Below are 23401 nucleotides of genomic sequence, written 5' to 3'. Positions count from 1 at the left end.
TCCCGCCTCGCAGCGTTCACATTTTCGAAGCGATGTAGCAGGCGAGATCGACCACGCGATTCGAGTAACCCCACTCGTTGTCGTACCACGCGATGACCTTCACCATGTCGTCGATGATCATCGTGGACAGGCCATCAACGGTGGACGAATGCGCATCTCCGTTATAGTCCTTCGACACGAGCGGCAGCTCGTTGTACGCGAGAATCCCCTTCAGCGGACCCTCCGCGGCGCGCTTCAGCGCGGCGTTCACCTCTTCCACCGTCACGGGCTTCTTCGTCTGCGCGACGAAGTCGACGAGCGAGACGTTCGGCGTCGGCACGCGCATCGCCATGCCGTTCAAGCGGCCCTTCAGGTGGGGCAGGACGAGGCCCACGGCCTTCGCGGCGCCGGTCGTGGTCGGAATGATGCTCAGTGCGGCGGCGCGGGCGCGGCGCAGATCGCTGTGCGGCAGGTCAAGGATGCGCTGGTCGTTCGTGTACGAGTGCACCGTCGTCATAAGGCCCTTCACGATGCCGAACTCGTCATCGATCACCTTGGCGACCGGCGCAAGGCAGTTGGTGGTGCAGGACGCGTTCGAGATCACGTGATGCTTGGCCGGATCGTACATCTCATGGTTGACGCCCATCACGATGGTGATGTCCTCATTCTTGGCCGGCGCCGAAATGATGACCTTCTTCGCGCCGCCCTTCGTGATGTGCACCTCGGCCTTCTCCCGATCCGTGAACAGCCCCGTCGACTCGATGACGATGTCCACGCCGATCTCGGCCCAAGGAATCGCGCCCGGATCCCGCTCCGCAAACACCTTCACCGTCTTGCCGGCGACGACGAGATCGCTGCCCTCGGCTTGCACATCTTCAGGCAGAATGCCGTGCACGGAGTCATATTTCAGAAGCGCGGCGAGCGTCTCCGCGTTGGTGAGGTCGTTGACCGCCACGATGTCGATGTTCGGATTGTGAAGCGCCGCACGGAACACGTTGCGGCCAATGCGGCCGAAGCCGTTAATGCCAACCTTCACTGCCATGTTCGACCCTCTCCTTGCCTGCTTAGGTTTCGAGTTGCAAGATGCGGCGCGCTGCGCCTTCATCCGTCACCAACACGTCAATTCGATAGGCGTTTGCCACGCTGGCAATGGCCTGCGCCTTTCTCTGTCCGCCTGCCACCGCGATCACGACCCTCGCCCGTGCGACATCATCCAGCCTGAGCCCGATGGTCCGCATGGCGTAGACGACCTCGCCGCGCGCGTTGAAGTAGTGGCCGAAGGCTTCGGCCTTCGCTTCGCGGGCCTCGAGCAGCCTGAGCTCTTCTGGGGTCGCATGGCGACGCCTCGCCATGGCCAGGGCATCTCCCACGCCGTGCACGACGACGGTGGCCTGGCGAATGATCGGAAGGCGCTCCTGAATGTACGGATCGTCGAGAAGCTGCTCAAGCGCCTTCTGCGACAGGCTGTCGGAGATCTGCAGGAGTACGGACGATCCGCCCAGTTTCGCCGCGAGCTCGGAAGCAATGGTGTTGGCCTGATACGCGACGATCTCGCCGACCGTGCCCCGAGCAGGCACCACGGTGATGCGCTGGCGGAGGGGCCGCGCGCTCATCGACTTTGCGACGGCCGCGACCGTGGTGCCGCCCGTCACCGCGATGATGTCTCCGTCCTGGAGCACCTCGGCAAGCACTTCGCTGCCCGCTTGACCGATGCGATCCGTCACCCACGAATCTTCGTCTGCATCCCCTTCCACCACGATGACCCGTGGGATGCGAAGAAGCGACGAAACGCGCCAGGCCAGATCGGAGCGACCCGCGAGCTGCGCGACAAGAGGCTCCAACTCCACGAGAAGGGCCTTGCCTTCCGCCGTCAGCGATACGCCGGACGAGGACGTCGCGATGAGCCCGAGTTGCTTCAGGTATTCGAGCTCGGTGCGAAGCGTGCGCTCCGACTGGCCCATGGCCTGCGCGAGCGCCCGGCGCCCAATCGGCGCATGCGCATCGATGCGCTGCATGATGCGTACGCGGTGCTCTATGGCGCGCACCAATTCCGGCGCGACCCGTTCAACCGCGGCCCACTCCGTCCACTGCATGCCACTTCTCCTCGGTCGTCGATGGTCGTGTCGCGACAACGCCTATCTTCGGGGAGCATCCTTCCGGACGAAAGGGACATTTTTCGTCCCGTAGGATACTCTTATCGTCCCATCTCCTTCAGTGTAGCGCGTTTGCGAGAGACGCGCAATGCGCGAGGCCCCTTCATATCTTGCGCAAATGCACCTCTTGTACGCGGTGCTGAGCACCCTTGGACAAAATGAGATCTGCGCGCGACTTCGTGGGCGCGATGTTTTCTCGCAAGTTCTTCGCGTTAATTTCCTCCCAGATGCGCGTCGCGGTCTCAATGGCTTCTTCGTCCGACAGATCGGCGTAACGGCGGAAGTACGATTTCGGATCGCGAAAAGCCGTCTCCCGGAGCTTCAGAAACCGATCGATATACCAACCCCGGATGAGATCCTCCGGAGCATCGACGTAGATGGAGAAGTCGAAGAAATCCGAGACAAAAATGGTCATCGGGCGCCCGCTGGTCGACATTCGCGTCTGCAAGACGTTCAGACCCTCCAGGATCAGAATGTCGGGCTGTTCCACGACGATCCGCTCGCCACGCACAATGTCGTACTCGATGTGGGAGTACACCGGCGCTTCGACGCGCGGCTTGCCCGATTTGATGTCGGCGAGAAACCGAATCAGTCGACGAGTGTCGTAGCTCTCGGGAAAACCCTTTCTTTGCATCAGGCCGCGACGCTCGAGTTCCGCGTTCGGGTAAAGGAAGCCGTCGGTGGTGACGAGATCGACCTTGGGATGATTTGGCCAGCGCGACAGAAGTGCCTGGATGATGCGCGCGGTGGTGCTTTTGCCCACAGCCACGCTGCCCGCGATACCGATGATGTACGGCACCTTTCGCGACTGGTGGCCGAGGAACTCGTGCGTGGCCTCATACAAGCTTTGGGTCGCCGCGACGTACAAGTTGAGAAGCCGAGAGAGCGGCAAGTAGACCTCCTCGACCTCATCCAGCGATACACGTTCATTCAGGCCGTGAAGCTGGGCGAGATCGTCCTCGGAGAGAAGAAGCGGCGTGGAGTCCCTCAGCCGGCTCCACTCCTCGCGCGACAGCGTCAAAAAGGGAGACCAGCGCTCGCTGGCCCGTGCCTGGTTCTGCATCATTCGCCCCCCGCAATCTGTCTCAAAGCGGATGGATGAATCCGTGATGAACGCACAAGGCCCGGCCGAGTCTCGCCGGGCCAACGACAGTATACAATCTTCATTCGCTCAAAGAAAAGCAACGATCGGCATGTTTCTCCGGCACGACATCGCGCGTCGCATGAACGGACTCGAGCGGTCCACCGTCCGGCACGGGCGCATGCCACTCAGACCGATTGCGCCGGCAACTCACAGGTCCATCATGCTCCGGTACTGGGCTTGAACGAGCTGATAATAGGCGCCCTGTCTCCGCATGAGCTCGTCGTGCCGGCCCCGTTCGACGATGCGACCGCCGTCAAAGACAAGGATCTGATCCGCCTCACGGATGGTGGACAGACGGTGCGCCACCACGAACGAAGTCCGTCCCTCGAGGAGCACTTTGAGCGCCTGCTGGATCAGGTGTTCCGTGTGGGTGTCGATGCTCGCCGTGGCCTCGTCGAGAATCAGGATCTTGGGATCCGCGAGAATGGCCCGCGCAAACGAGATGAGTTGCCGCTGGCCCTGAGACAGCCGGGTCCCCCTCTCCTGAACCTCGGTGAAATAGCCATCCGGGAGACGGCGGATGAACTCGTCCGCATACACGGCCTTGGCGGCGGCGATGACCTCGTCATCCGTCGCATTCGGCCGGCCGTAGCGGATGTTGTCCATGAGCGTCCCGGAGAAGAGGAAGGTCTCTTGCAGGACCATGCCCATCTGACGGCGCAGGCTGTCCAGCGACACCGTCCGCAGATCATAACCATCGATCCGAATCTCGCCCGATGTCGGATCGTAAAACCGAGCAAGCAAGTTCACGACCGTCGACTTCCCCGCGCCGGTGTGACCCACGAGCGCAATGGTCTCGCCCGGGCGCGCGACGAACGACACGTCCTGAATCGCGGGGCGGGACGGCTGATACGCGAAGGTGACGTGGCAGAATTCCACGTGCCCGCGGACGGGCGGCAGTTCCCGAACGACGCCGCGGTCCGATACCGTCGGCCGAGTGTCGAGATATTGGAAGATCCGCTCGGAAGACGCCATGGCGACGAGCACCTGGTTGTAGAGCTGGCCGAGTTGGCTGATGGGCGTCCAGAAGCTACCCAGGTAATTGGCGAACGCGACGAGGAGCCCCACGGTTACCGCGCCCGTATGGACGAGGTGGACGCCGTACCAGAAGAGAAGCGCCGTGCCGAAAGCGCCGGTGAGATCCACCAGCGGGCCAAACGGGATGCTGAATCGCTGCGCCCGCAGGAACGTCTGCATGTAGTCCCGGTTCATGTCTTCGAAAAATCGCTGGTTCTCGTCGGCGCGCACGTAGGCCTCCGTGACTCGCATGCCCTGGATGGCCTCGGCGAGATGCGCGTTCAGCCGGCTCAAACGCAGCCGAACCTGCTGCCAGGCGCGGCGAATTTGAACCGTCAGACGGATCGACAGAAGGAACATGAACGGCACGACAACCAGCGCCACCGTGGCGAGCTGCCAGTTGAGCGAGAACATGATGGCGATGATTCCCAGAAGGGTGAAGACGTTCGTAATGGAGTTGATGACGCCGTTGGTAAACAGGTCCTGAAGCGAATTCACGTCGTTCAGGATGCGGACCAGGATGGAGCCTGCCGGGCGCGCATCGAAGAAGTCCGAGGAAAGACCCTGCACGTGGACGAACAGCTCGTCGCGCAGGCGCTGAATGACGCGTTGCCCCAGGCGATTGGTGAGATCGATCCGGCAGTACGACGCGGCAAAGTTGACGAGATACAGCGCGACGAGCGTCGCCGCGTACGCAACGAGCGCGTGCGGATGGCGGCCGCCGACGAGCGCGTCCACCGCCTGGCCCACGAGATACGGCGCCAGAAGCGTCACGACGAGATTGCCGCCCGTCGCGAGGAGCGCAAACGCAATCAGCTTCGGATAAGGCCGCATGTACGATGCGAGCCGTAAGATCAGCGAAAGCTGCAGTTTCTTCTCCAGCGCTTCGTCGTCGCGATAGATAAACGGCGCGCGCAGAAGCGCCTCGCCGTCGCGCTGTACCATCTGTGGCTTCGCCATCTCAACGCTCCCCTTCTGCCATGCAAGGATTCGCGATCTGGCGCAACGCCTCGAGATCGCGGAACTGCATGTCGTAGATCTGGCGGTACAGGCCGCCGAGGCGGAGCAGTTCCTGGTGCCGGCCTCTCTCGACGATCCGTCCGCCGTCGAGCACCAGGATCTCGTCCGCGTCCTTGACCGCGTTCAGACGCTGCGCGATGAGGAATGTGGTCGCGCGTCCGGCGCGGGAGGCGAGACGCTGTTGAATGACTTCTTCGGTCTCCATGTCAACGGCACTCGTCGCATCGTCCAGAATAAGGATTCGCGGTTCAGGCACGAGCGCGCGAGCGATCGAAGCGCGCTGGCGCTGGCCGCCCGACAGCCCGAGTCCCCGCTCGCCCACGAGCGTCAGATAACCGTCAGGCAACCGGTCGATAAACTCGGCGGCATCCGCAATTTCGCTTGCCTCGCGTACCTGCTCCATGTCGGCGTCCGGGCGCCCGTAGGCCAAGTTTGCGAAAAGCGTCGTGGAGAAAAGAAAGGGTTCCTGAAACACAAACCCGATTTGCCGCCGCAACGACTCCCGTTTCCAGACCCGCACGTCGACGCCGTCCACGCGGACCTCGCCCTCATCCACGTCCCGAAAGCGCGGGATGAGCGACACGAGCGTCGATTTGCCGCTGCCCGTGAGGCCCACAATGGCGATGGTCTGCCCGGGACGCGCCGTGAACGTGATGTCGCGCAGCACGTATTCACCGCCCAACTTCACGCTCACGCCCCGGAACTCGACAAGTCCCTGAACGGGACCGTCCACCTCTTCCCGGGAACGGTCGAGATCGTCCTCTTGTTCGAGAATCTCGAGCAGGCGCGCCCCTGCAGCCGTAGCCTGCGTCCAGTTGTTCAGAAAGAAGCCCAGCTGCGACATCGGCCAGATCATGTACCAGATGAGCGAAAGGAACGCGACGAGATCGCCGAGATTCATGTGGCCCGCCATGACGAGCCAACCGCCGAGGAGGAGAATGAGCACGACGCCGAGATTGCCGGTCAGTTCAATCACGGGAAAGAATACGCGCCACAGCCGCGTCGCCCGCATATTGGCTTCGTAATAGGCACGGTTGCGCTGACGAAACTTATCGATCTCGTACCCCTCGCGGGTAAACGACTTCACGGTTCGAATGCCCATCAGGCTCTCTTGCACGCCCGAGTTCAATCGGCCGAGGGTTTGACGGATGGCCATGAAGACCGGGCCCATCTTCTTGTCAAATCGTATGGCCGTCGCGGCGAGCACAGGAATGACGATGGACAGGAACAGCGCAAGCCGAACGTCGAGCGTCAGCATCATGCCAATGCTGAACGCGATGGTAAGAAAGAGGTTCAACAGGTTGTTGATGCCAAACGCGAAGAACATGCGGAAGGCGTCGAGATCGGCCGTGAGGCGTGACATCAGGTCACCCGTATGGATTTCGTCGTAGAACCGAAACGGGAGGTGGTTCAGTTTTCGATAGAGCTCATTCCGGAGATCAAAGGCCGTGCGCGCGCCGAACACCTGCGCGAGATACGCCTGGGTGAAGTTACACGCGCCCTTCACGAGGGACGCCAAAAGAATCGCGCCGGAGAGCGGAAGCAAAAGGTCGTCCCGGTGACCGAGGATCACCCGATTGACGATGGCCTTCAAGAGATACGGATACGCGAGCTGCAGGAGGGCCGTCAGAATGAGAAAGCCGAGGCTCACCCACAACAGCGGCAGGTACGGCCGATAAAAGCGAGATAATCGTCGGTACACGCCAGTCAAATCACGTCTCTCCCCTTTTCGCGGCCGGAGCCGGATCTGTCGCACGCCAGACATTGAAGCACAGTCCGCCGCAAAAGAGGATGCTGAATCTGGTCATCTTTTTCCGCATGTGGCTGGGCGCACGAAGATGGCCGGCGAAGACCAGAACAAACACATCGCACCTATCGGCGGTCCCAAGCCAGGCGAGCCCGTCAAGTGGCCCGCTGGCGGAACTCCCGCGGCGAAATGCCGTATTTCTGTCGAAACACGCGGTAAAAGTACGAGTACGAGTGGAAACCGCACCGATCCGCAATCTCTTCGAGATTCAGGTTGCTGAAGCGCATGCGATCGCACGCCATTTGAAGCCGGACATTTTGCAAATACTGGACGACGGTCTGACCGTACACCTCTTTGAAAATGTGCACCACGCGCGAGACAGACAGCCCTACGGCCTCGGCGATGTCCGCGAGTGACAGGTCCTCCGCGGCGTGCCGCTCGATGTAAGCTCGGATCCGCTCCGCCGCGATGGGAACAGGCGTGGCCCGCTTCGGATCATAGCCGTATTTGTCGAACGTGAGGCACAGCGCTCGCAGCAGATAGTCGCAAAGCTCCTCATCCGGTCTCCCCGGCCGGCGGTACTCCTCGATAAGCTGGCGCCACAGGTAGACGCAATTTTCATGCAGCGCGAGGCGCAGATGCCGTTTCCTCGGCCGCTCGCTCCACCACCTGTCAACCCACGGTCCATTGCAAAACAGGTACAGATCCGTCGACAGATGCTCGCCCGGGCCATCTTCTTCGTTCGGCTCGATACGTAGCTCGTACGGCTCTCCCGCCGGAAACAAGAGCAAATCGCCCGCGCCGACGACCATCGATCTGCCGGAAGTGGTCACGACGGCATGCCCGTCGAGCTGGAGCCGGAACAGGTAGCAATCGAGCCCTTGGTGCGCCGTCTGCACAAATGGGCTGTCGTGCTCCGCAAATCCTGCTCCGAGAAGCCACGCACCGCGCTCTTGTCTCGCCCGATCCCCGTTTGACACGACACTATTCACTCCCAGAGCGAGGCCGCATGTCCTTTCGCCCCTCGCCTTTTTCGTCTCCTCCTCTGTTAGACATCGGGCCTCGCGTCCACTATACTGAGCAGTGGAATCGAGAGTCCCAGTCAATCACAACCAAGCACGCAGTTCTACGGTGCAAGGCGCAAGGAGGCTCATCTGTCGTGAGTGAGACGCAACAGATGCAAGAAACGCTGGATGTGTCGGACATCCTGCTCGATCCGTCGGTACAACGTTCACTGAACAACGTTCTCGAGCGACTGCCCCAGCTTGCGAAACTCGTAGAAGCCCTGACGGCCGATGAGCGCACGCTGGAAAGCCTGACCGTCATCGTCGAACACCTTCCGCAGCTCGCCAAGTTGACCTACCTCGCAAGCCGCGTTTCGCAGGCCGTGGAAGACGTGATCACCGACGGCGACTCGCTCGAAGGATTCGGCAAGCTCGCCAAACAGATGGTCGAGCCTGCCGTGGGCCCGGCGAAAAAGGTGCTGGACGCCTACAAGGTGGCCAAGGAGCGCGCCGAGCACGACACCACCACCTTCAGCGTGTTCAGCCTGTTGAAGTTGCTCAAGGAGCCCGTGGTCCAAAAGAACCTCCGCATCGTCTCCGCAATGCTCGAGGAACTCAGCAAAGACGAGTCGCACGGCCATCATTGAGCTTTTGGCGATCGCGCCTCGACGTTCCGGCGCGATCGCCCCGCTTGACCACAGGGAGGGTTGGCCATGACCGAACCCGGGCGCAAATGGAGCCAAGAGGAATTGCGAAAGCGCCTTACCCCGCTTCAGTACGCCGTGACTCAGGAAAACGCGACGGAGCCGCCTTTTCACAATGAGTACTGGAATCACCACGAGGAAGGCCTGTACGTCGACGTGGTATCCGGGCAACCGCTCTTTTCGTCGCGAGACAAGTTCGATTCCGGTTGCGGCTGGCCCAGCTTCACCAAGCCCGTGTCCCCAGATGCCCTCGTGGAACGACTGGACCTCAGCCACGGCATGATCCGCACCGAGGTTCGCAGCCGGGAGGCGGACTCCCATCTCGGGCACGTCTTTCCCGACGGTCCCGCCGACAAAGGCGGCCTTCGCTACTGTATCAATTCGGCGGCGCTCCGTTTCATTCCCAAGCAAGACCTCGAAAAAGAGGGATACGGCGAATACCTCAAGCTGTTTGAGGACGACGAGGCCTGAGCCGTATGCTGTGGGCAGTCAAGCTCGCGGAGAGCCTGACGCTGCCGCCGGGGCTTTTCGCCTTGGTCGTCCTCGTGCTTGCCATTCTCCTTGCGCGCCGCCACCGCGGCTTCGCCGTGGCGTTGGCAGCCGTGGCGCTGGCGTTTGCGGCCGCGTGCACGACGGCCGTCGGCAATCGGTTGGTTCTCCCTCTTGAACGCGCGTACGCGCCGCCCACTCATCCGGAGGGCGACGCGATTGTGGTCCTCGGGGCCGGCTTTTCCGCCGCCACACCGGATTTCGCCGATCCCGCCGCGGACAGCGGCACCCTCTACGGCGACTCGGGAGAGCGCGTCCTCGCCGCAGCGGCCCTGTACCGAAGGCTCGACGTACCCATCGTGCTCTCTGGCGGGCCGCTCGTGCGCGCAAACGGGCGCTCCTACGCGTTCGCCCTCATCGCCGCGCGGGACCTTGCCGCGCTTGGCGTGCCGCCCCGCGACCTGTACGTGGATGCGACGAGCCGGACGACGGAAGAGAACGCCGAACACACGGCGGTCCTTCTGCGCCAACTGCATCGCACGCGGCCCATTCTCGTCGCGTCCGCCCTGCAGATGGCGCGAGCCGTGATCGACTTTCAGCGCGTCGGCGTGAAAGCCGAGCCGTATCCGGTCGGCTATGTGGCGAGCCCCGTGCCGACGCCCTGGATCTACGCGTGGCTGCCTTCGGAGACAGGGCTCGATGAGACCTGCCAAGCCCTGCACGAGGACCTCGGCATCCTCGCGGCGCGCCTCCACCTTCACGGTTAGGCTCGCCGGGGCGCGTGCCGCTCGAGAAGCTGAGCAAGCTCTCCGTACGCCTCGCGCGTCGCGGCCACGATGCCCCGCGTCAGCGTATCCGGCTGATTGAAGCGAAAGGGGCGTCTCGCGCCGTCGTGCACCCGGCCTCCCGCCGCGAGCACGAGCGCCACGCCGGCGGCGACGTCCCACTCATGCTTCGGGCCCAGGCTGAAGGTCCCATCCGCCTCGCCCGCGGCGACCAGCGCGAGCTTGTACGCGATGGACCCTACGGCCCGGACTTCCAGAACGCCCTCGAACGGCTCGAACTCGCCGCGCTTCATCTCCGACCGGCTGCCCAGCACCACGAGCCGTTCCCCCCGCTCGCGCGAACACCGAATCGGTTGGCCATTCCGCCAGGCGCCCACGCCGGCCGCGCCAAGAAACAGCTCGCCCGTCGCGGGGTTGACCACCGCCCCCGCCACCGGCTCGCCGTCCTGCGCAAGAGCCACCGAGATAGCGTACTCGGGAATGCGGCGGACGAACTCGCGCGTGCCGTCGATGGGATCGACAATCCACACCCACCGCTTGTCAAGGCGATCCGGCCTGTCCTTCGTCTCCTCCGACAGCCACCCCGCCTCCGGAAGAAGGGCGGTGAGCCGCTCTTTTAAAAACGCGTCGCAGGCGAGATCGGCCGTGGTGACCGGATCTCGCCGCGCCTCCGGATTCTTGAATTGGGTGTCGAATCCCCGCCTTGCGATATCCTCCACCAGCCGGGCCGCCTGCTGAACAATCTCACCCAGGCCGTCGAGCCATGCCTGATCCATGCGCCCCTCCGACTCTTTGGGCACGTCGGCCCGAATGAACATCCGCCTTCCATTATACAGGCGGTGTAAAGCCCAGGGGCGCACACCGGCAAGCGCCTCACGCCCGGCCGGTGACGAATGCGCGCGACGCCTCCCAAAGGCCGTTCAGATAGGTCAGGCCGAGGGCGCGATCGTACAGGCCGTAGCCCGGAATGCCCGTTTCGCCCCAGATCATGCGCCCATGGTCAGGCCTCGCGGGCCCGCGGTAGTCGAGCTTCGCGAGAATGGCCACCAGTTCCGCCATGTCGATCGATCCGTCCCGCGACAGATGTCCCGACTCGTAGAACGACTTCTCGCCAATGCGGCGAACATTGCGCAGGTGGACAAAGTGCAGGCGGTTTCGCTCGCCGAGATCGCGCAGTATGGCGGGCAAATCGTTCTCCGCCGATGCCCCGAGCGATCCGGAGCAGAAGCACACGCCGTTTGCGGGCGAATCGCAGAGCTCGAACATGCGGAGAAACGACGCATGCCGTCCGATGATGCGCGGAATGCCGACGACGGGCCAGGGCGGATCGTCCGGATGGATGGCCAGGCGAATGCCGACCTCTTCGGCGACGGGCGCCACAGCGCGCAGAAAGTAGGCGAGGCTGTCCCACAATCCCTCATCGCCCCGCTCCCGGTACTCGTCCCGCAGGCGGCGCAATTTATCGCCGTCCTCGTCGAGGTTCCACACGGGCAGCTTCACGCGGCCGGAGAGGAGCGCCTCCTCATCGACCTCGTCGTGGAAGTAAGCGAGCGCGTTCGATCCGTCCGGCAAAGGGTACGCGAGCGACGTGCGCATCCAGTCGAAGAGAGGCATGAAGTTGTAACAGACCGTGTCGATCCCGGCCTTCGCTAGCCGCCTGAGCGTCTCCTGGTACGCTTCGATGTACTTGTCGCGCGTTTGGCGCCCGAGCTTGATGTCCTCGTGCACCGGCACGCTTTCAATGACAGTCAGGCGAAATCCGCGCGACTCGACCTGCCGCACGAGCTCGCGGATCTCATCCTCCGGCCAGACCTGGCCCGGCGGCACGTGATAGAGCGCAGACACGATGCCGACGCATCCAGGAATTTGGCGGATCTTGTCGAGCGTGACGGGATCGTCCGGCCCATACCAGCGAAACGACAGTTGCATGTGGGTGCCCTCCCTTCATCCGCGCACGAGCCGCGCCAGCCGTTCTGCGCGCTTCGCGATGGACGCGTAGTCCCGGGCTTCGAGATCCGCCTTTGGAAAGAGCGAACTGCCGACGCCCACCGCGACTGCGCCCGCGTCCAGGAAGGCGCGCGCGTTGTCCTCACGCACGCCGCCGGTGACCATGGCCTTCAGGTCCTTGAAGGGCCCGCGGAGATCGCGCAGGTACGAGGGCCCCACGAGGCTGCCGGGAAAGATCTTGACCGCTTGCGCCCCCTGGCTGAGGGCGGCGGCGATTTCCGTCGGCGTAAGCACGCCCGGCACCATGGGGACGCCGAGATCCTTTGCGGCCCGCATCAGATCCGGATCCAGGTGCGGCGAGACAAAGAATGTGGCGCCCGCCTCCTTCGCGGCGAGCATCTGATCGCGGGTGAACACGGTGCCCGCGCCGAGAAGGACGCGATCGCCCAAGGCCTCGCGCGTCCTGCGGATGAGTTCCGCCCCCTCCGGCGCGTCCATGGTCACCTCGATGGCGCGCACACCGCCTTGGACGAGCGCCCGTACCACGTCCAGAAACGTGTCGGCGGGCAGCCGCCGCAACACCGCCACAACCTTCTCCTGGTCCAGCATCGATACCACGTTCATCGCTCCACGCCTCCCTGGCCCTCGAGATACGACATGGCCTCTCGCCAAGTTGGATAGCCTTGAGAATCGCCCTCGGCGGTCACCGCGCACGCACCGACGAGCGCCGCCAGCTTCAGCGCATCCTCGGTGTTCCAGCCCTTCATCCGCCCCGCGATGAATCCCGCGTTGAATCCGTCCCCCGCGCCGACCGTGTCCACCACGTTCGAGACGGGCCACGCGGGAACCTGAAGCGCGCCGCCTTCCGACAGCCATTCCGCACCATCCGCGCCCCGCTTGACAATGACGCCTTCGCCGCGGAAGCCGAGTCCCTGGATGGCCGCCCAGACCTCCTGAGCGCGCGCCGTGCCGAGGAGCATCTCCGCCTCGGTGTCGCCGAGAAAGAGCCACGTGGCCTTCGGCGCCATGTGTTCAAGCAGCGCGCGCCACGCGTCCTCCGGCGCCAGCTTCAGCCGAACGTTAATGTCGAAGGAAACCGTTGCGCCCACCCGGACGGCCGCCGCCACGAGCGCGTCGCTCGCCCGCCGCGCCGCTTCGCCGATCATCCACGTGATGCCCGTGCCGTGCACCCACGCGATCTCGCCCGCGTGAAGGGCTTCCTCGGCGAGATCGGTCGAGAAGCCCTCCTGGGCCATGGCAGACTGGTTTCGGTAGTAGAACACCTCCGTCCGCCCATCGAGGCCCGACCATTGCTTGAAGTAAATCCCCGTCGAAAACCGGTGGGACGCTGTGACCAGCCGATCCTCGACGCCTTCCTCACGCAGCGCGCGGCGAATCTGTTCGCCGAAGGGATCGTCCCCCACTTTGGCCAGATACGAAACGGGAACGCCCAATCGCGCCAGCCCCACGGCCGTGTTCAGCTCGGCGCCGGCGCAATCGGTGTGAAAGCGGCGAACGTGATACAGCTTTCCTGCCCGCTCGGGCACACAGACGACGAGCGGTTCGCCGAAGGTGAGCACCCGCAGGGTGCGCGTTCGATCTTCCGTCATCTCGCCCCTCCTCGCATTCATCGCTGGTTCTTGTCGCGCAGGTCTTCTGGTACACCGAGGACAGACCGCACTTGCGCTGCGAACCTCGGTGAAATCCGAACCTCCGAGCGGCTCATGCCTGATCTTGTATACTTGTGTGTTAGAAGGTGTGAAAGAATGAGGGCGAGATCGCCCACACAGGCATTGTAGCATGAAAACGGTGAAGCAGCGCGCCCTGATGTAGCGGGCGCAGGGCCGCGCCAAGTGGGGCAGCGGGCTTCAGGCTAGGAGCGCCGCATGAGCGCCCCTTACGAAGCGGCCCCGCTGCCTAGTCGCGACCGCGCGCCTGTGTACGCCCCACCAACCATGCGCGCACGGCGTTTTCCGCGGCGGCCGCGAGCAGCTGCTTGGCGTTTCCCATGGCTTCGTCCAGCGAGATGGGTCCAGGCGCGCTGGAAAAGAGCGCGGAGACGCCGAGAGCATACAAGCGCTCAGCACCCGGGTCCACGGCCCCCGAGATGCAGAACACCGGAACGCCGTGCGCCTTCGCGCGCCTTGCCACACCCGCGACCGCCTTGCCGTACGCCGTCTGCTCTTCCGTGCGGCCTTCGCCCGTGAGGACGAGGCTTGCACCCTGCAGATGCTCATCAAATCGGATTGCATCGAGGACGAACTCGATCCCGGAAATTCGGCTGGCGCCAAGCAAGTAGAGCGCAAAGCCGAGCCCTCCGGCCGCGCCTGCGCCTGGCAGTCGTGAGGCGCTGCGACCGAAGGCGGCTTCGCACCGCGCCGCCATATGGCCGAGCGCCATGTCCAGTCGCGGCACGTCGTCAGGACCGACGCCCTTCTGCGGGCCGAAGACGTGCGTGGCACCGTTCGGGCCGAGAAGTGGATTTTCCACGTCGCACAGGGCGATAAGCTTTACGGCTTGCAGGCGCGGATCGAGCTGGGTCGCGTCCACCCGGGCGATGCGGTGAAACGCGGCCGGCACGGGCTCCACGTCCAGTCCTGCGTCGTCGACGAACCGGACGCCCAATGCGGCGAGCAAGCCGGCGCCGGCGTCATTGGTGCCGGACCCGCCGAGCGCGACGGCGATGCGCCAGTGGCCGAGATCGAGCGCGCGGCGGATCAACTCGCCCACGCCGAAGGTGTTGCGATGCCAGATGTCCCGGCCGGATCGCATCGCTTCCGGGAGCCCCACGGCCTCCGCACACTCGATCACGGCTGTACCGTCCGACAGAACGAGGAAGCGCGCGCGCTTGCGCGAGCCCCCGGCTGTGATGACGTCAGCCGGGGCGAAAGCTGCCCCGGTCGCTGCCGCGATGGCATCGAGCGTGCCCTCGCCGCCGTCGGCGATGGAGAGAAGCGACAACTGCGCGGATGGACACGCGCGGCGCACGCCTTCGGCCATCGCCATGGCGGCTTCGGCCGCGGACAGCGAGCCCTTGAAAGAGTCGGGGGCGAGGAGGATGTGGAGGTTTCTCCGCACCCCGGAGATAGGAGTGACATCTGTCACGTCACGGCCCCCTTGCTTCTGGAGCGTCTAGAAACGTTTCGGCTTTGGCCCGCCCTTCATACGCTGCGAATGTGATGAAAACGGCTGAGACTGCGGCTTTCGCTCCCACTCGACTCGCTCCGGATCCAAGTCGGGGCGGAATCTCTTCAACTTCAATTCCATCGTTCCTCCGATTTCAGGCGCCATTTGTGGGGTCACACTGCTCGCAACGCCGTACAGGCGAGGCGGATTCACCGTCTCAAACCATATGCCCTGTTTTCCTTCGGGTGGATCAATTCGCCTCACAAGCAGGATATCCCCCTGACGAGGCACGGGCGGTTCCGATTCGCCCGCGACAAACGCCGGCTGCTTTCCCTTCGCCCGCCCAAGACCGCTCGACTTTTTGCCGCCAACGCCCCAGAAGGACAGCGCCTCCATCAGCCGATCCCACGACCATGCCAGCCATTCCTCCGCCTTCGGATCTTCGCAGTCCATGCCGAGCCGAAACAGGAACGTCGGTCGGTCCAGGCTCAGGTAATAAATCGGGATGGGATCGTCCATCCCGTGGGGCGTGTCCTGCCCACGGTAGTAAGAGGGGTAATGAACCGTCATGACGTCAAGGCGCAAACTGCCCAACGCCTCGGGCTTGATGAGCGCGTCGTAGAAAATCAGCGCACCTCGCTCCCTCGCCTCGTCCGCCGCACCCTCGGAGACCGTTCCGAAGAGAAAACGATGCGCCTCCCCTCCGCGTAGAAACGGAGAATGCTTCTTGCCAACCACTTCATGCACAAAATGAGAGACGAGACCCTTCAGTGTGCTGGCGGGGATATAGGGGACGCCGTACACGGGATGAAACGCTAAACCGACTTCGTAGACGGACGCACGGCCCAAGCCCACAGCCAGTCGTTCCGCAAATTCGATCTCGCCGCTCCGATGACGGACATTCCCCACGCCCAAAACCTGTGTCGCCCTCTGATAGATCCTTGGGTACCAATCCCCGTCTTTGGCAGCGCCGCAGGCATCGGCAATTTTACCATAAACCTTGGCAAGCATACTTTCCTTGGCTTCGTCACTTACCCTGACGATGGTCGTGTTCTGGAACGCATCTACAAAGCCATAGCGGTAGAACACGAGGCCGGGATTGTCGATCTTAGAACCAGCTTCCTTCCACATGTACGACTCCGCCAAGGGCCCACGAATGCCAACATCACGCATGAGGCTCCTCCTCATCGCCAAACTGGATTTCGACCATCCGCTTCAGCCAGGAGGCCGCCTCAAGAGCGAGGCGCGACACCAGGAGATACTGGTTCACTTGCATTCTTGTAAGTTCATGGGTTGTAAGTTGATTCAAATCGGTTACCGGAGCCAAAAGGCGGGACAAATGCTCGAGCACAAGGCCATGTGCCGTCTCCCTGCCCCGGCGAGATCGACTTTCAAGATAGGCGATGGTCTCAAAGACGCCTGATTGATGCAACAGCGCCGGCAATCCGCGCACGAGCGACGAATATTCGGACTTGACCTTGTTGACGTCGTCGCTGAGGACAAGCTCTTTGGCGGTCCGGAGAAACTGAACAGCGCGTGGCTCGACCGAAGACACCACGTCCACCTCAATCCACCGCCTTTCGCGGCCCGAAGATGAGGGCCGATTGCCCACAACCCGTCGTTGCATTTCCGCCGATTTGGATCAGCGTGCGCCCTTCAAACCTCGAACCTGCACGATCGACTTCATCCGGCGAGGCACCCTCCAGCGCGAGGATCCCTGCGAGCAGCGTCTCGGGCGGCAGTGCCTCTTCGTACCAGAGCGCACCTTCGGCGACCGTTCCGTTATCCCCCATGCGAACATGCGCATCCACCTGAGTACCTTGCTCCGAGAACAGCTGAAACAGTTGGTCATGAACGACCACAAACCGGTCCACAAAACCTTGGCGCCACGCCTCGTCCTCAAAAATGATCTCTGCAAGGCGGTTCGCGATGGACGTCGTGACCTCACAGCTTTCCGTATCCAAGCAAAAGTCCAACAGGTACGCCACTCGACGATCGCGCGAATGAAACGCAAACCCGATCTTGGAGCTGTGGGTCACGAGCGCTGTGTGAACATCGATCTCGCGATCAGGCGAAGGAAGTTCAAGACCCGTCAGCGCCATGTCTCGAACCAATCGCTTCAACACGAGCGGACAGGTCACATAGGCGTACGTTCCAAACAAGCTCGCCACGGGCAAACACACGAGACGAGCGTCGGTAAAGGTCGCAAGCCCAGCCCGGTCCTGCGTCCCAAATACACGTTCCACATCGTCGAGCCTCCGGCGTTCCCACTCGTCGCGCAACACACCTTTCACGGAGGTTCCTGGCACATACGGCCATCCCGTCACTTTTTCCCGGACGACCGGAAGATCGACGAATCCCGTTCCTTGCCCAGCCCCCACGTGGATGGGCGAATAGCCGTAAATCCAGTATGAGCGAATGACCATCACAGTACATCCTCCCCCCACGACCAGCGGCCTGCAGCAACCGTGCCAAATCCATCGCGCGCGTCCTGCGGGTCATCCGCCACGGTCGACCACCACAAGTCGAGCGGACGAATAGTACGCTCTGCATCCTCCTCCAACACAGTGAAGAAATACACACTACCAGCAGGCACACATTTGCGCATCGCTTTCGGCCCGCGAGGCTCTGCCAGACTCCATCCAGAGACTGGGACATATCGGGAAACGATCGCCGTTTCCAGGCGAACGCGTAGATGTGTTCCGGGCAGTTCCCCCTCCATGCGTTGGTCAAGCCATTGAGGCAACCATCCATTCCGAAAGGGACATGGCGTGAGCAATACAAGGCGCAGCAAGTCGCCACGGCGATATGGTTCGGTGAGCGCCTGACTCATGGTCCACGCACTCGGCGTTGCGCGATTTGCGGGGCTCCATAGGACGCGGGCGAGCCCACGCTCCCCTCCGATGTGTCCTGGAATTTCTGTTCCAGACGGGATTGCATCTTCCAATGCATCCGGCAATGTCACCCAACAGGCGAGCGTCTCATCCTCGCGAAGCCGCAGTCCCGACGTCGAGAACAATCCCCCTGTCTTGCGCTGACCTCCCTCCATCTGCACGTGCGTGCGCCACTCCAATGCTGGGCTTGATCGGAAATGCCGACAACTCGCATCCTTGGAATGACTCGTGTCTTCTGCGCCAAAGAGGTAGGACGTGAGGGCTACCATCGGATCTGCGGTGGTTGCCTCGAATACGCGCGATCCGGCGTGATCGAACGTGATCCATCGAAGATAAGCCTCGAGTGACCAGAAGGCTGGCGGAGCAAGCGGCTTGTCCGCACCTGGCGGACTCGCAAAGGCGCGGATACCGCCTAGATCCGTTCCCGCGTCGTCCCCAATCCTCTGGGGAACCAAAGCTCCGACTTTGATCCGGTCTTCCACCTTTGCCATCCACACGTCGCGCGGCGCCGGCAGAAACACCTCATGAACTCCGGTGTCGCGCATAACGGCAAGTACGGGCCCCTGTACGGAGATTTGCTTGAGGATCTCAATGCGTTCCTCCGAGAATGCAGGCCCACCTCTCGCCGTCAACGAACCCACCAACGTACGAACCGCCCCCGCTGTCGTCGGCGGAAGTGGCCACGGAAGCGAGCGCAATGTGCGATTCTCTCCGCCGAAAGGCCGTCCGTCCCGAACCACCACGCGGTTGAAGGGATGAAACAACATCCACCCGGTCTTCACGTCTCCACCTCCTCGCGAGCGCCGTCCCCGAGGCTCCGCCACACGTCAGGTTCTGTGTGACCCGCCAACCAGTGACCCAGCTTTAGCCAAGCAGCGCAATCCACCAGAGCAGCGGTAGCTGCCCTACCGCCGAACGCCTGCCGAGCGCGGAGACGGGAGCGAAACAGGGACTCGATGTCCTCAATGACCGCGTCGGCAAGTCGACCCTCACCAGCCACCGTGCGCCGAGAGAGCGCTCGCCGAAGTTCTCCGGCCACGATGTCCTCGTCGGCGGCTCCCCCATACAGGCGGACAATCTCCTCAAGCACGTATCCTGTGCCATGCGCCACCTCCGACCGCTGATGCCACGCCGCCAACCGCTTGATGCGTGGTACGGGATCGTCGTCCCATCGGGACCGAACACGGATGGGATCTCCACCCGAGCGAGTTTGCACAAGCACACAGAGACCATTCCGGTCAGGCTCCTTCGCCTCGCGCTCCGCCTGTTGGGCGAGCTGACGAAGGACACCCAGGTCTTCTCTGCAGTATCCGATGGCGATGCCGACAGATAAGGAAGGCTTGTCCTTCGTCACTTTGGACGCCACCATCGCTTCGAAAAGCTTCCGCAGCTCGTCTGCGGCTTGCAGACACGTTTCGATGGGCAGGAACGCGAACACATCGTCTCCGCCCGCGTAGACTGGAATCCCCCGGTGTTTGACGATCACGTCCTGCGCGCTCTGCGCAAATTTCGACACACTGGCGCTGAATGCCGAATGCTCCGCGGCGCTTTTCATTCGGTCGATTTGCACACCCATGCGATCTCCATCTGCCATCAGCACGGCGAGGTAGGGATGAGGCGAACGTCCCCTCATGTCTCGCAGGCGAGTCACCTCTCGTTTCAACGAGCTCGCTACGTCTGGATGGCTGTTCTCCAACTGTCGAAACTCTTCCTGCTCAAAGAATCCTTCCAAGAGGACCTTGCCGTCATAAGGGAATTGCTGATAATCCGATGGCACGAACGCCTCGAGTGTATCGAGGTCTCGCGTGCGCGATACCACATCCGATTCGGGTGCCTCGGCCAAGATTCGGTCCAGCACCGTACAAACCTGGCCGAGTTGCGTTCGAAAACGGTCATCGGACAGCCCCGCCTGAATCCAGCTATCCACAGCCACACGCACGACCGACGGGTACGAACGCCGCACGCTCACGCGCTTGATGAGCCCCATCGCGTCCAGCGCTTCGCTCGGTCGAATCCCCATCCTTCGCAGCTCACGTTCGATCGACGAGCCATTTGTAGGGATACGCAGGACAGATTCTCGCGCTCCGTCCAAGCTGGACTTAGGTACGCGCGCCCCTTCATTGGGATCAAAGTTACGGAGTTGCTTACGCGCAGCCAGGATCCCTTCGACGCGCCTTCGCTCGCGATCGTATGTACCCGTCATCGGTACCCATGCTGCGTAGAATTCGAGAAAGTCGTCTACCTGACGGAAAAAGAGCACTTCGTCGATCACGTCATGGCGGGGCGAAACCCATTCTCGCAGCGCTTGAATCGTATCTTTGGCGATTTCACGAAGATACGCGATAGCAGCTTCACGAGCCCGCTCGACGACAGGCGCCACTGACTCTCCTTCGAACATTGCCAGGATTTTATTGGCCACCGCCTGAGGGCCCTGCAAGCTGTTCACATGGGGGAAGATGAGCGTGGCACCATCATCCACAAGGCTTCTTGCGACGCACTTGGACACTTCGGAAAGGAAATACGAGCCGAACCAAAGATCTCTCGTACGGCGAGCCGCCTGGACAAAGTCCTGAACGGGCCCGAGTGTGATGGAAACGAGGTAAGTCTGCAACGGCACCACGTCCTTCAGGTAGCATGAGAGCGATAGACGTCTTCAAAGCCACTTTGGCGCACATACCGAAGGAAGTCGGCTACGACATCTTTTGCTTCCTCAAACTTTGCTTCGCGTTCTTCCATCGCTCGAAAGCGATCCTCGATTTGCGGGAGCGCAGCAGCCCAACAGACGGGAATCTCCAACTCGCCCACCTTCAGAGATAGCGAGACAAAGGGATGATCTTGGTCCACCGGTCGAGGTGCTTCCAGCCATATACACATCGGATACACGAATTCCCCAATTTGCACAGGCCTTAGAATAAACGGACTCGGGAGGCGACCCACGAGAGCATTCGCACAATTCTGCGGGCGCAACTGACTATCGGGCGCGTCTCCTCCCTTGAAATGAAAGACAATTGGCAAGCCGAGAACAGCCCGGGGAAACCGCATTGCAACCCGCTTCACTTCGCCCTTTGCGCGATGGATCGCACGGATGACGTCTGCTTCGGGCCAACGCGTCTTGCCGAACCTTGAGTTCGCACCTCTAGTTTTGGTCGCCCCATCTTTCGTTTTTTTCGATTGTCGATAGGAGCGCAACGGTTCAAGGCAGGCTTCCCAAGCACTCCACGTACCTCGAGAATCCCTTTTCTCACTTTTCATCTTAAGGAGAACTGCCTGGATCTTCGGGAATCCGTCTGGCTGTGGGTAGAGATGATCGCATAGTTCTTGCAAACCAGTTGGCGAACTCCTCAATCCCTCCGCGGAGCCTGTCATATCATTCAAGGCTAGAGCTCCGAATCCACGGCGCCAGCGCATTCCGATTCCGCCGAAATGAATCCACCGCCAGAGCGCCTCGCGAATCTCTTGAGCCACCTGATTCTTGACCTCGTCCCTCAAGTCGCGCACCCACGGATTCCAAAGTACCCGGACTTGGAACGATCCCATACCGACTTCAGCGCATGCGTTCGAAGACTCGCGTTTCTGGTGCTGCAATGGGAACGCGGCATAGCTAATTGGCGATATCCCTTTCGGCAGCGAGTTCATGTCCATAACGGACGCAATGCTTTGAAGGACCTCTTTGGGAGGCTGGTGCCGTACACGGTGCCATTTCCTAACTTGCACCTCCACGGAAACCAATCCAGCTTTACTCGAACTTCCCCAAATCGCAGCTTCTCGCATGCGCAGCCGTGCTGCTCCATCAGGCCGAACGTACTGGAGCGAGCGCTTGCGAGCCTCCTCCTGGAGCTGCTTATCAATCCACTGGTCCAACGGACCCGTTTGCGACACAGTTCGCCACCAAAATCGAAGGTGTCCCCTCACTGTCTCTCCGCGAACTGGATGACATGCATCGGCCTTCTGGGAATGGACGCCCGCGCCAATCACGGGCGTAAGTGTTGTGATGCAGGCGCCTGTAAGAATCTCCAGATGTCCGGCGACGCTAGGAAGCTCCACATCGGGCACCTTACTCATGCGCAATCTCCTCTCGGGCTTCCGTCCACTGAACCAGTCGCTCCATGGACTGTTCGAGTTTGGCGCGGAACTTTTGCTCGCGCGTTTGCTTCCGATCTCTTTGAAAGAAGCCGTGGTGCAGTTGATTCCTCATATTCGAAATCTCCGAGATGTCTTGAGAGAACTCCGTGAGAAAAGCACGTGCCGGGAGAGGGATGGACGCTTTGAACTCGCGGCCCACATCTTCTTCCGGTGTCTCCTCCCTCCATCCCTCTTGGCTTCGCGCCTCGCGCAACAACGCCTCGCGATATTCTCTGTCGAACACGTCTACCCCGGCCAATTGGCACGCGTACGTGGCATACAACTCTCGCATCGTCGTGTACGCCTGATGAAACATCCCGCGGTCTAGGTACCAGCGGACCATCGCGAGCATGAGAGGCAACCATTCCGTTTCGCACAACGGCTCGATTTGATCCCGCACCTGCCGCAGGATTCTGAGCAACGGATAGAAGCTGGCTGTACCCTCCTCAAGCTCCGCGACGAGGCGCTCACACTCATCCAAGGCATCGAGAGCCTGCGTGGCGGCAAGCGGTACCTCGTGATGCTTCGTAAGACGCATGGTTTCCCATAAAACATTCCATTTCGCTGCAAACGTCTGGAGCGGAGACAAGAAAGGAGCTTGAGCTCGGTCCTTCCTAGCAACGGAACTTTGAATTTCCCGTACCAGCCGCTCCACGCCGCTCGCGTCGGGCCCTTTCAGCGCACGATGCATCTCGAGAACCCACTGCTGAAGTTGCGCGAGCGCAGTCAAATCGAGGACGTCGCCGGTCTCGGCGGCGTAAAGGATGAGCTCCAACTTCACCCCCTGGACGACATGCGCGTAATGGAGCAAGGTGAGAACCAGCATGGGGAAATAACGAAAGGAGTGCGTCACGTCCACGGCGATGTGAAGTTCGGCATCCGGCCCGATGTCTTGTGAGGCTTTGTCCAGCCTGCGCACAAGTTCATCAAAATTCATCCAGACGCTTTGGTCGCGCGGCTCCTGGTCGAACCCCACCTCGTGAATGGGGATTCCCATGCGCTCGGCCTGGGCATAGAGTTGCTCGCGAAGCGGCGTCTCGCCTTCTTCGGGCGGTTTTACCCATAGCTCGCGTGCTCTCTGTGTCAGCACGACCCAAACCTCGTCAGGATGAAATGGGATCACGCCGCGCCGCATCCAATCGAGTGCCGTGAGCTGAAAATAACGATCATTTGAGACTTCGTCCCCCCAGCGATAGGGCACTTGACGGGGTGCATTTCCGCCGACGAACGTTAGATAGATGCGGTGTACTGTCACCGATGGTCCTCCTTG

21 protein-coding genes are annotated in these 23401 nt (G+C 61.8%); 3 read left to right on the top strand and 18 right to left on the bottom strand.

Features of this window, described 5'->3' with window-relative positions:
* Nucleotides 1-16 precede the first annotated feature (16 nt).
* From gap to J3481_RS01575, 6 genes are all read right to left on the bottom strand, one after another.
* Nucleotides 17-1021 (bottom strand): type I glyceraldehyde-3-phosphate dehydrogenase, encoded by a 1005-nt coding sequence (gene gap / locus J3481_RS01600; RefSeq protein ID WP_206832176.1) that lies wholly within the window; start codon nt 1019-1021, stop codon nt 17-19.
* Nucleotides 1022-1043: 22 nt separating this feature from the next.
* Complete coding sequence (locus J3481_RS01595) at nt 1044-2072, bottom strand: sugar-binding transcriptional regulator (RefSeq protein WP_206832175.1); 1029 nt, start codon at nt 2070-2072, stop codon at nt 1044-1046.
* A gap of 163 nt (nt 2073-2235) precedes the next feature.
* Entirely contained in the window at nt 2236-3195 is a 960-nt protein-coding gene (coaA, locus tag J3481_RS01590) for a type I pantothenate kinase (protein WP_206832174.1), read from the bottom strand.
* A 228-nt stretch (nt 3196-3423) separates the two neighbouring features.
* Nucleotides 3424-5253: an ABC transporter ATP-binding protein gene (locus J3481_RS01585; protein ID WP_206832173.1), complete on the bottom strand. Its 1830-nt coding sequence runs from the start codon at nt 5251-5253 to the stop codon at nt 3424-3426.
* Nucleotide 5254: 1 nt separating this feature from the next.
* Nucleotides 5255-7015 carry an ABC transporter ATP-binding protein gene (locus tag J3481_RS01580; protein ID WP_328702123.1) on the bottom strand — a complete coding sequence of 587 codons (1761 nt, stop codon included), beginning with the start codon at nt 7013-7015 and terminating at the stop codon, nt 5255-5257.
* A 200-nt stretch (nt 7016-7215) separates the two neighbouring features.
* A complete protein-coding gene (locus tag J3481_RS01575) occupies nt 7216-8040 on the bottom strand; it encodes an AraC family transcriptional regulator (RefSeq protein ID WP_206832171.1) in 825 nt (274 codons plus the stop codon).
* A gap of 179 nt (nt 8041-8219) precedes the next feature.
* Here J3481_RS01575 and J3481_RS01570 point away from each other — a divergent pair, with 179 nt between their 5' ends.
* The 3 genes from J3481_RS01570 (at nt 8220) to J3481_RS01560 (ending at nt 10024) form a co-directional block, all read left to right on the top strand.
* Nucleotides 8220-8711 (top strand): DUF1641 domain-containing protein, encoded by a 492-nt coding sequence (locus J3481_RS01570; RefSeq protein WP_206832170.1) that lies wholly within the window; start codon nt 8220-8222, stop codon nt 8709-8711.
* A gap of 66 nt (nt 8712-8777) precedes the next feature.
* Nucleotides 8778-9239, top strand: a complete 462-nt coding sequence (gene msrB, locus J3481_RS01565; RefSeq protein WP_206832169.1) for a peptide-methionine (R)-S-oxide reductase MsrB — start codon at nt 8778-8780, stop codon at nt 9237-9239.
* A 5-nt stretch (nt 9240-9244) separates the two neighbouring features.
* Nucleotides 9245-10024, top strand: a complete 780-nt coding sequence (locus J3481_RS01560; protein ID WP_206832168.1) for a YdcF family protein — start codon at nt 9245-9247, stop codon at nt 10022-10024.
* Here the strand turns inward: J3481_RS01560 and J3481_RS01555 are convergent.
* The 12 genes from J3481_RS01555 to J3481_RS01500 all read right to left on the bottom strand — a co-directional run bounded on the left by J3481_RS01555 (nt 10021) and on the right by J3481_RS01500 (nt 23386).
* Nucleotides 10021-10818, bottom strand: a complete 798-nt coding sequence (locus tag J3481_RS01555; RefSeq protein WP_206832167.1) for a 3'(2'),5'-bisphosphate nucleotidase CysQ — start codon at nt 10816-10818, stop codon at nt 10021-10023. The genes J3481_RS01560 and J3481_RS01555 overlap by 4 nt on opposite strands.
* A 97-nt stretch (nt 10819-10915) precedes the next feature.
* Nucleotides 10916-11971 (bottom strand): mannonate dehydratase, encoded by a 1056-nt coding sequence (locus tag J3481_RS01550; RefSeq protein ID WP_206832166.1) that lies wholly within the window; start codon nt 11969-11971, stop codon nt 10916-10918.
* 15 nt (nt 11972-11986) lie between these two features.
* A complete protein-coding gene (locus J3481_RS01545) occupies nt 11987-12613 on the bottom strand; it encodes a bifunctional 4-hydroxy-2-oxoglutarate aldolase/2-dehydro-3-deoxy-phosphogluconate aldolase (protein WP_206832165.1) in 627 nt (208 codons plus the stop codon).
* Nucleotides 12610-13599 (bottom strand): sugar kinase, encoded by a 990-nt coding sequence (locus J3481_RS01540; protein WP_206832164.1) that lies wholly within the window; start codon nt 13597-13599, stop codon nt 12610-12612. Before J3481_RS01540 ends, J3481_RS01545 begins: the two co-directional genes overlap by 4 nt.
* A gap of 307 nt (nt 13600-13906) precedes the next feature.
* Nucleotides 13907-15094 (bottom strand): glycerate kinase, encoded by a 1188-nt coding sequence (locus J3481_RS01535; RefSeq protein ID WP_328702122.1) that lies wholly within the window; start codon nt 15092-15094, stop codon nt 13907-13909.
* 27 nt (nt 15095-15121) lie between these two features.
* On the bottom strand, nt 15122-16288 hold the full coding sequence (gene cmr6, locus J3481_RS01530; protein WP_236010963.1) for a type III-B CRISPR module RAMP protein Cmr6: 1167 nt from the start codon (nt 16286-16288) through the stop codon (nt 15122-15124).
* On the bottom strand, nt 16281-16679 hold the full coding sequence (gene cmr5 / locus J3481_RS01525) for a type III-B CRISPR module-associated protein Cmr5 (protein WP_328702121.1): 399 nt from the start codon (nt 16677-16679) through the stop codon (nt 16281-16283). Before cmr5 ends, cmr6 begins: the two co-directional genes overlap by 8 nt.
* A gap of 1 nt (nt 16680) precedes the next feature.
* Nucleotides 16681-17541, bottom strand: a complete 861-nt coding sequence (cmr4, locus tag J3481_RS01520; RefSeq protein ID WP_236010993.1) for a type III-B CRISPR module RAMP protein Cmr4 — start codon at nt 17539-17541, stop codon at nt 16681-16683.
* The gene (locus tag J3481_RS01515; RefSeq protein WP_236010992.1) at nt 17541-18776 is read right to left on the bottom strand and encodes a type III-B CRISPR module-associated protein Cmr3; all 1236 of its coding nucleotides are present in this window, start codon (nt 18774-18776) and stop codon (nt 17541-17543) included. The genes cmr4 and J3481_RS01515 overlap by 1 nt, the downstream gene beginning before the upstream one ends.
* 11 nt (nt 18777-18787) lie before the next feature.
* Nucleotides 18788-20626 carry a type III-B CRISPR-associated protein Cas10/Cmr2 gene (cas10, locus tag J3481_RS01510; RefSeq protein ID WP_328702120.1) on the bottom strand — a complete coding sequence of 613 codons (1839 nt, stop codon included), beginning with the start codon at nt 20624-20626 and terminating at the stop codon, nt 18788-18790.
* A gap of 8 nt (nt 20627-20634) precedes the next feature.
* On the bottom strand, nt 20635-22071 hold the full coding sequence (cmr1, locus tag J3481_RS01505; protein WP_206832160.1) for a type III-B CRISPR module RAMP protein Cmr1: 1437 nt from the start codon (nt 22069-22071) through the stop codon (nt 20635-20637).
* Entirely contained in the window at nt 22064-23386 is a 1323-nt protein-coding gene (locus tag J3481_RS01500) for a TM1812 family CRISPR-associated protein (RefSeq protein WP_206832159.1), read from the bottom strand. Before J3481_RS01500 ends, cmr1 begins: the two co-directional genes overlap by 8 nt.
* Nucleotides 23387-23401 lie beyond the last annotated feature (15 nt).

This window comes from Alicyclobacillus fructus (assembly GCF_017329605.1).
Classification (GTDB): domain Bacteria; phylum Bacillota; class Bacilli; order Alicyclobacillales; family Alicyclobacillaceae; genus Alicyclobacillus; species Alicyclobacillus fructus.
Note: the sequence above shows the minus strand (reverse complement) of the source record. Positions and strands in the feature narration are given on the sequence as shown.

Bases quoted from the DNA above. Each gene is read 5' to 3' on its own strand.
- gap (WP_206832176.1), bottom strand. From the start codon at position 1,021: ATGGCAGTGAAGGTTGGCATTAACGGCTTCGGCCGCATTGGCCGCAAC.
- J3481_RS01595 (WP_206832175.1), bottom strand. From the start codon at position 2,072: ATGCAGTGGACGGAGTGGGCCGCGGTTGAACGGGTCGCGCCGGAATTG.
- coaA (WP_206832174.1), bottom strand. From the start codon at position 3,195: ATGCAGAACCAGGCACGGGCCAGCGAGCGCTGGTCTCCCTTTTTGACG.
- J3481_RS01585 (WP_206832173.1), bottom strand. From the start codon at position 5,253: ATGGCGAAGCCACAGATGGTACAGCGCGACGGCGAGGCGCTTCTGCGC.
- msrB (WP_206832169.1), top strand. From the start codon at position 8,778: ATGACCGAACCCGGGCGCAAATGGAGCCAAGAGGAATTGCGAAAGCGC.
- J3481_RS01560 (WP_206832168.1), top strand. From the start codon at position 9,245: ATGCTGTGGGCAGTCAAGCTCGCGGAGAGCCTGACGCTGCCGCCGGGG.
- J3481_RS01555 (WP_206832167.1), bottom strand. From the start codon at position 10,818: ATGGATCAGGCATGGCTCGACGGCCTGGGTGAGATTGTTCAGCAGGCG.
- J3481_RS01550 (WP_206832166.1), bottom strand. From the start codon at position 11,971: ATGCAACTGTCGTTTCGCTGGTATGGGCCGGACGATCCCGTCACGCTC.
- J3481_RS01545 (WP_206832165.1), bottom strand. From the start codon at position 12,613: ATGAACGTGGTATCGATGCTGGACCAGGAGAAGGTTGTGGCGGTGTTG.
- J3481_RS01540 (WP_206832164.1), bottom strand. From the start codon at position 13,599: ATGACGGAAGATCGAACGCGCACCCTGCGGGTGCTCACCTTCGGCGAA.
- cmr6 (WP_236010963.1), bottom strand. From the start codon at position 16,288: ATGCGTGATGTTGGCATTCGTGGGCCCTTGGCGGAGTCGTACATGTGG.
- cmr4 (WP_236010993.1), bottom strand. From the start codon at position 17,541: ATGGTCATTCGCTCATACTGGATTTACGGCTATTCGCCCATCCACGTG.
- J3481_RS01515 (WP_236010992.1), bottom strand. From the start codon at position 18,776: ATGTTGTTTCATCCCTTCAACCGCGTGGTGGTTCGGGACGGACGGCCT.
- cmr1 (WP_206832160.1), bottom strand. From the start codon at position 22,071: ATGAGTAAGGTGCCCGATGTGGAGCTTCCTAGCGTCGCCGGACATCTG.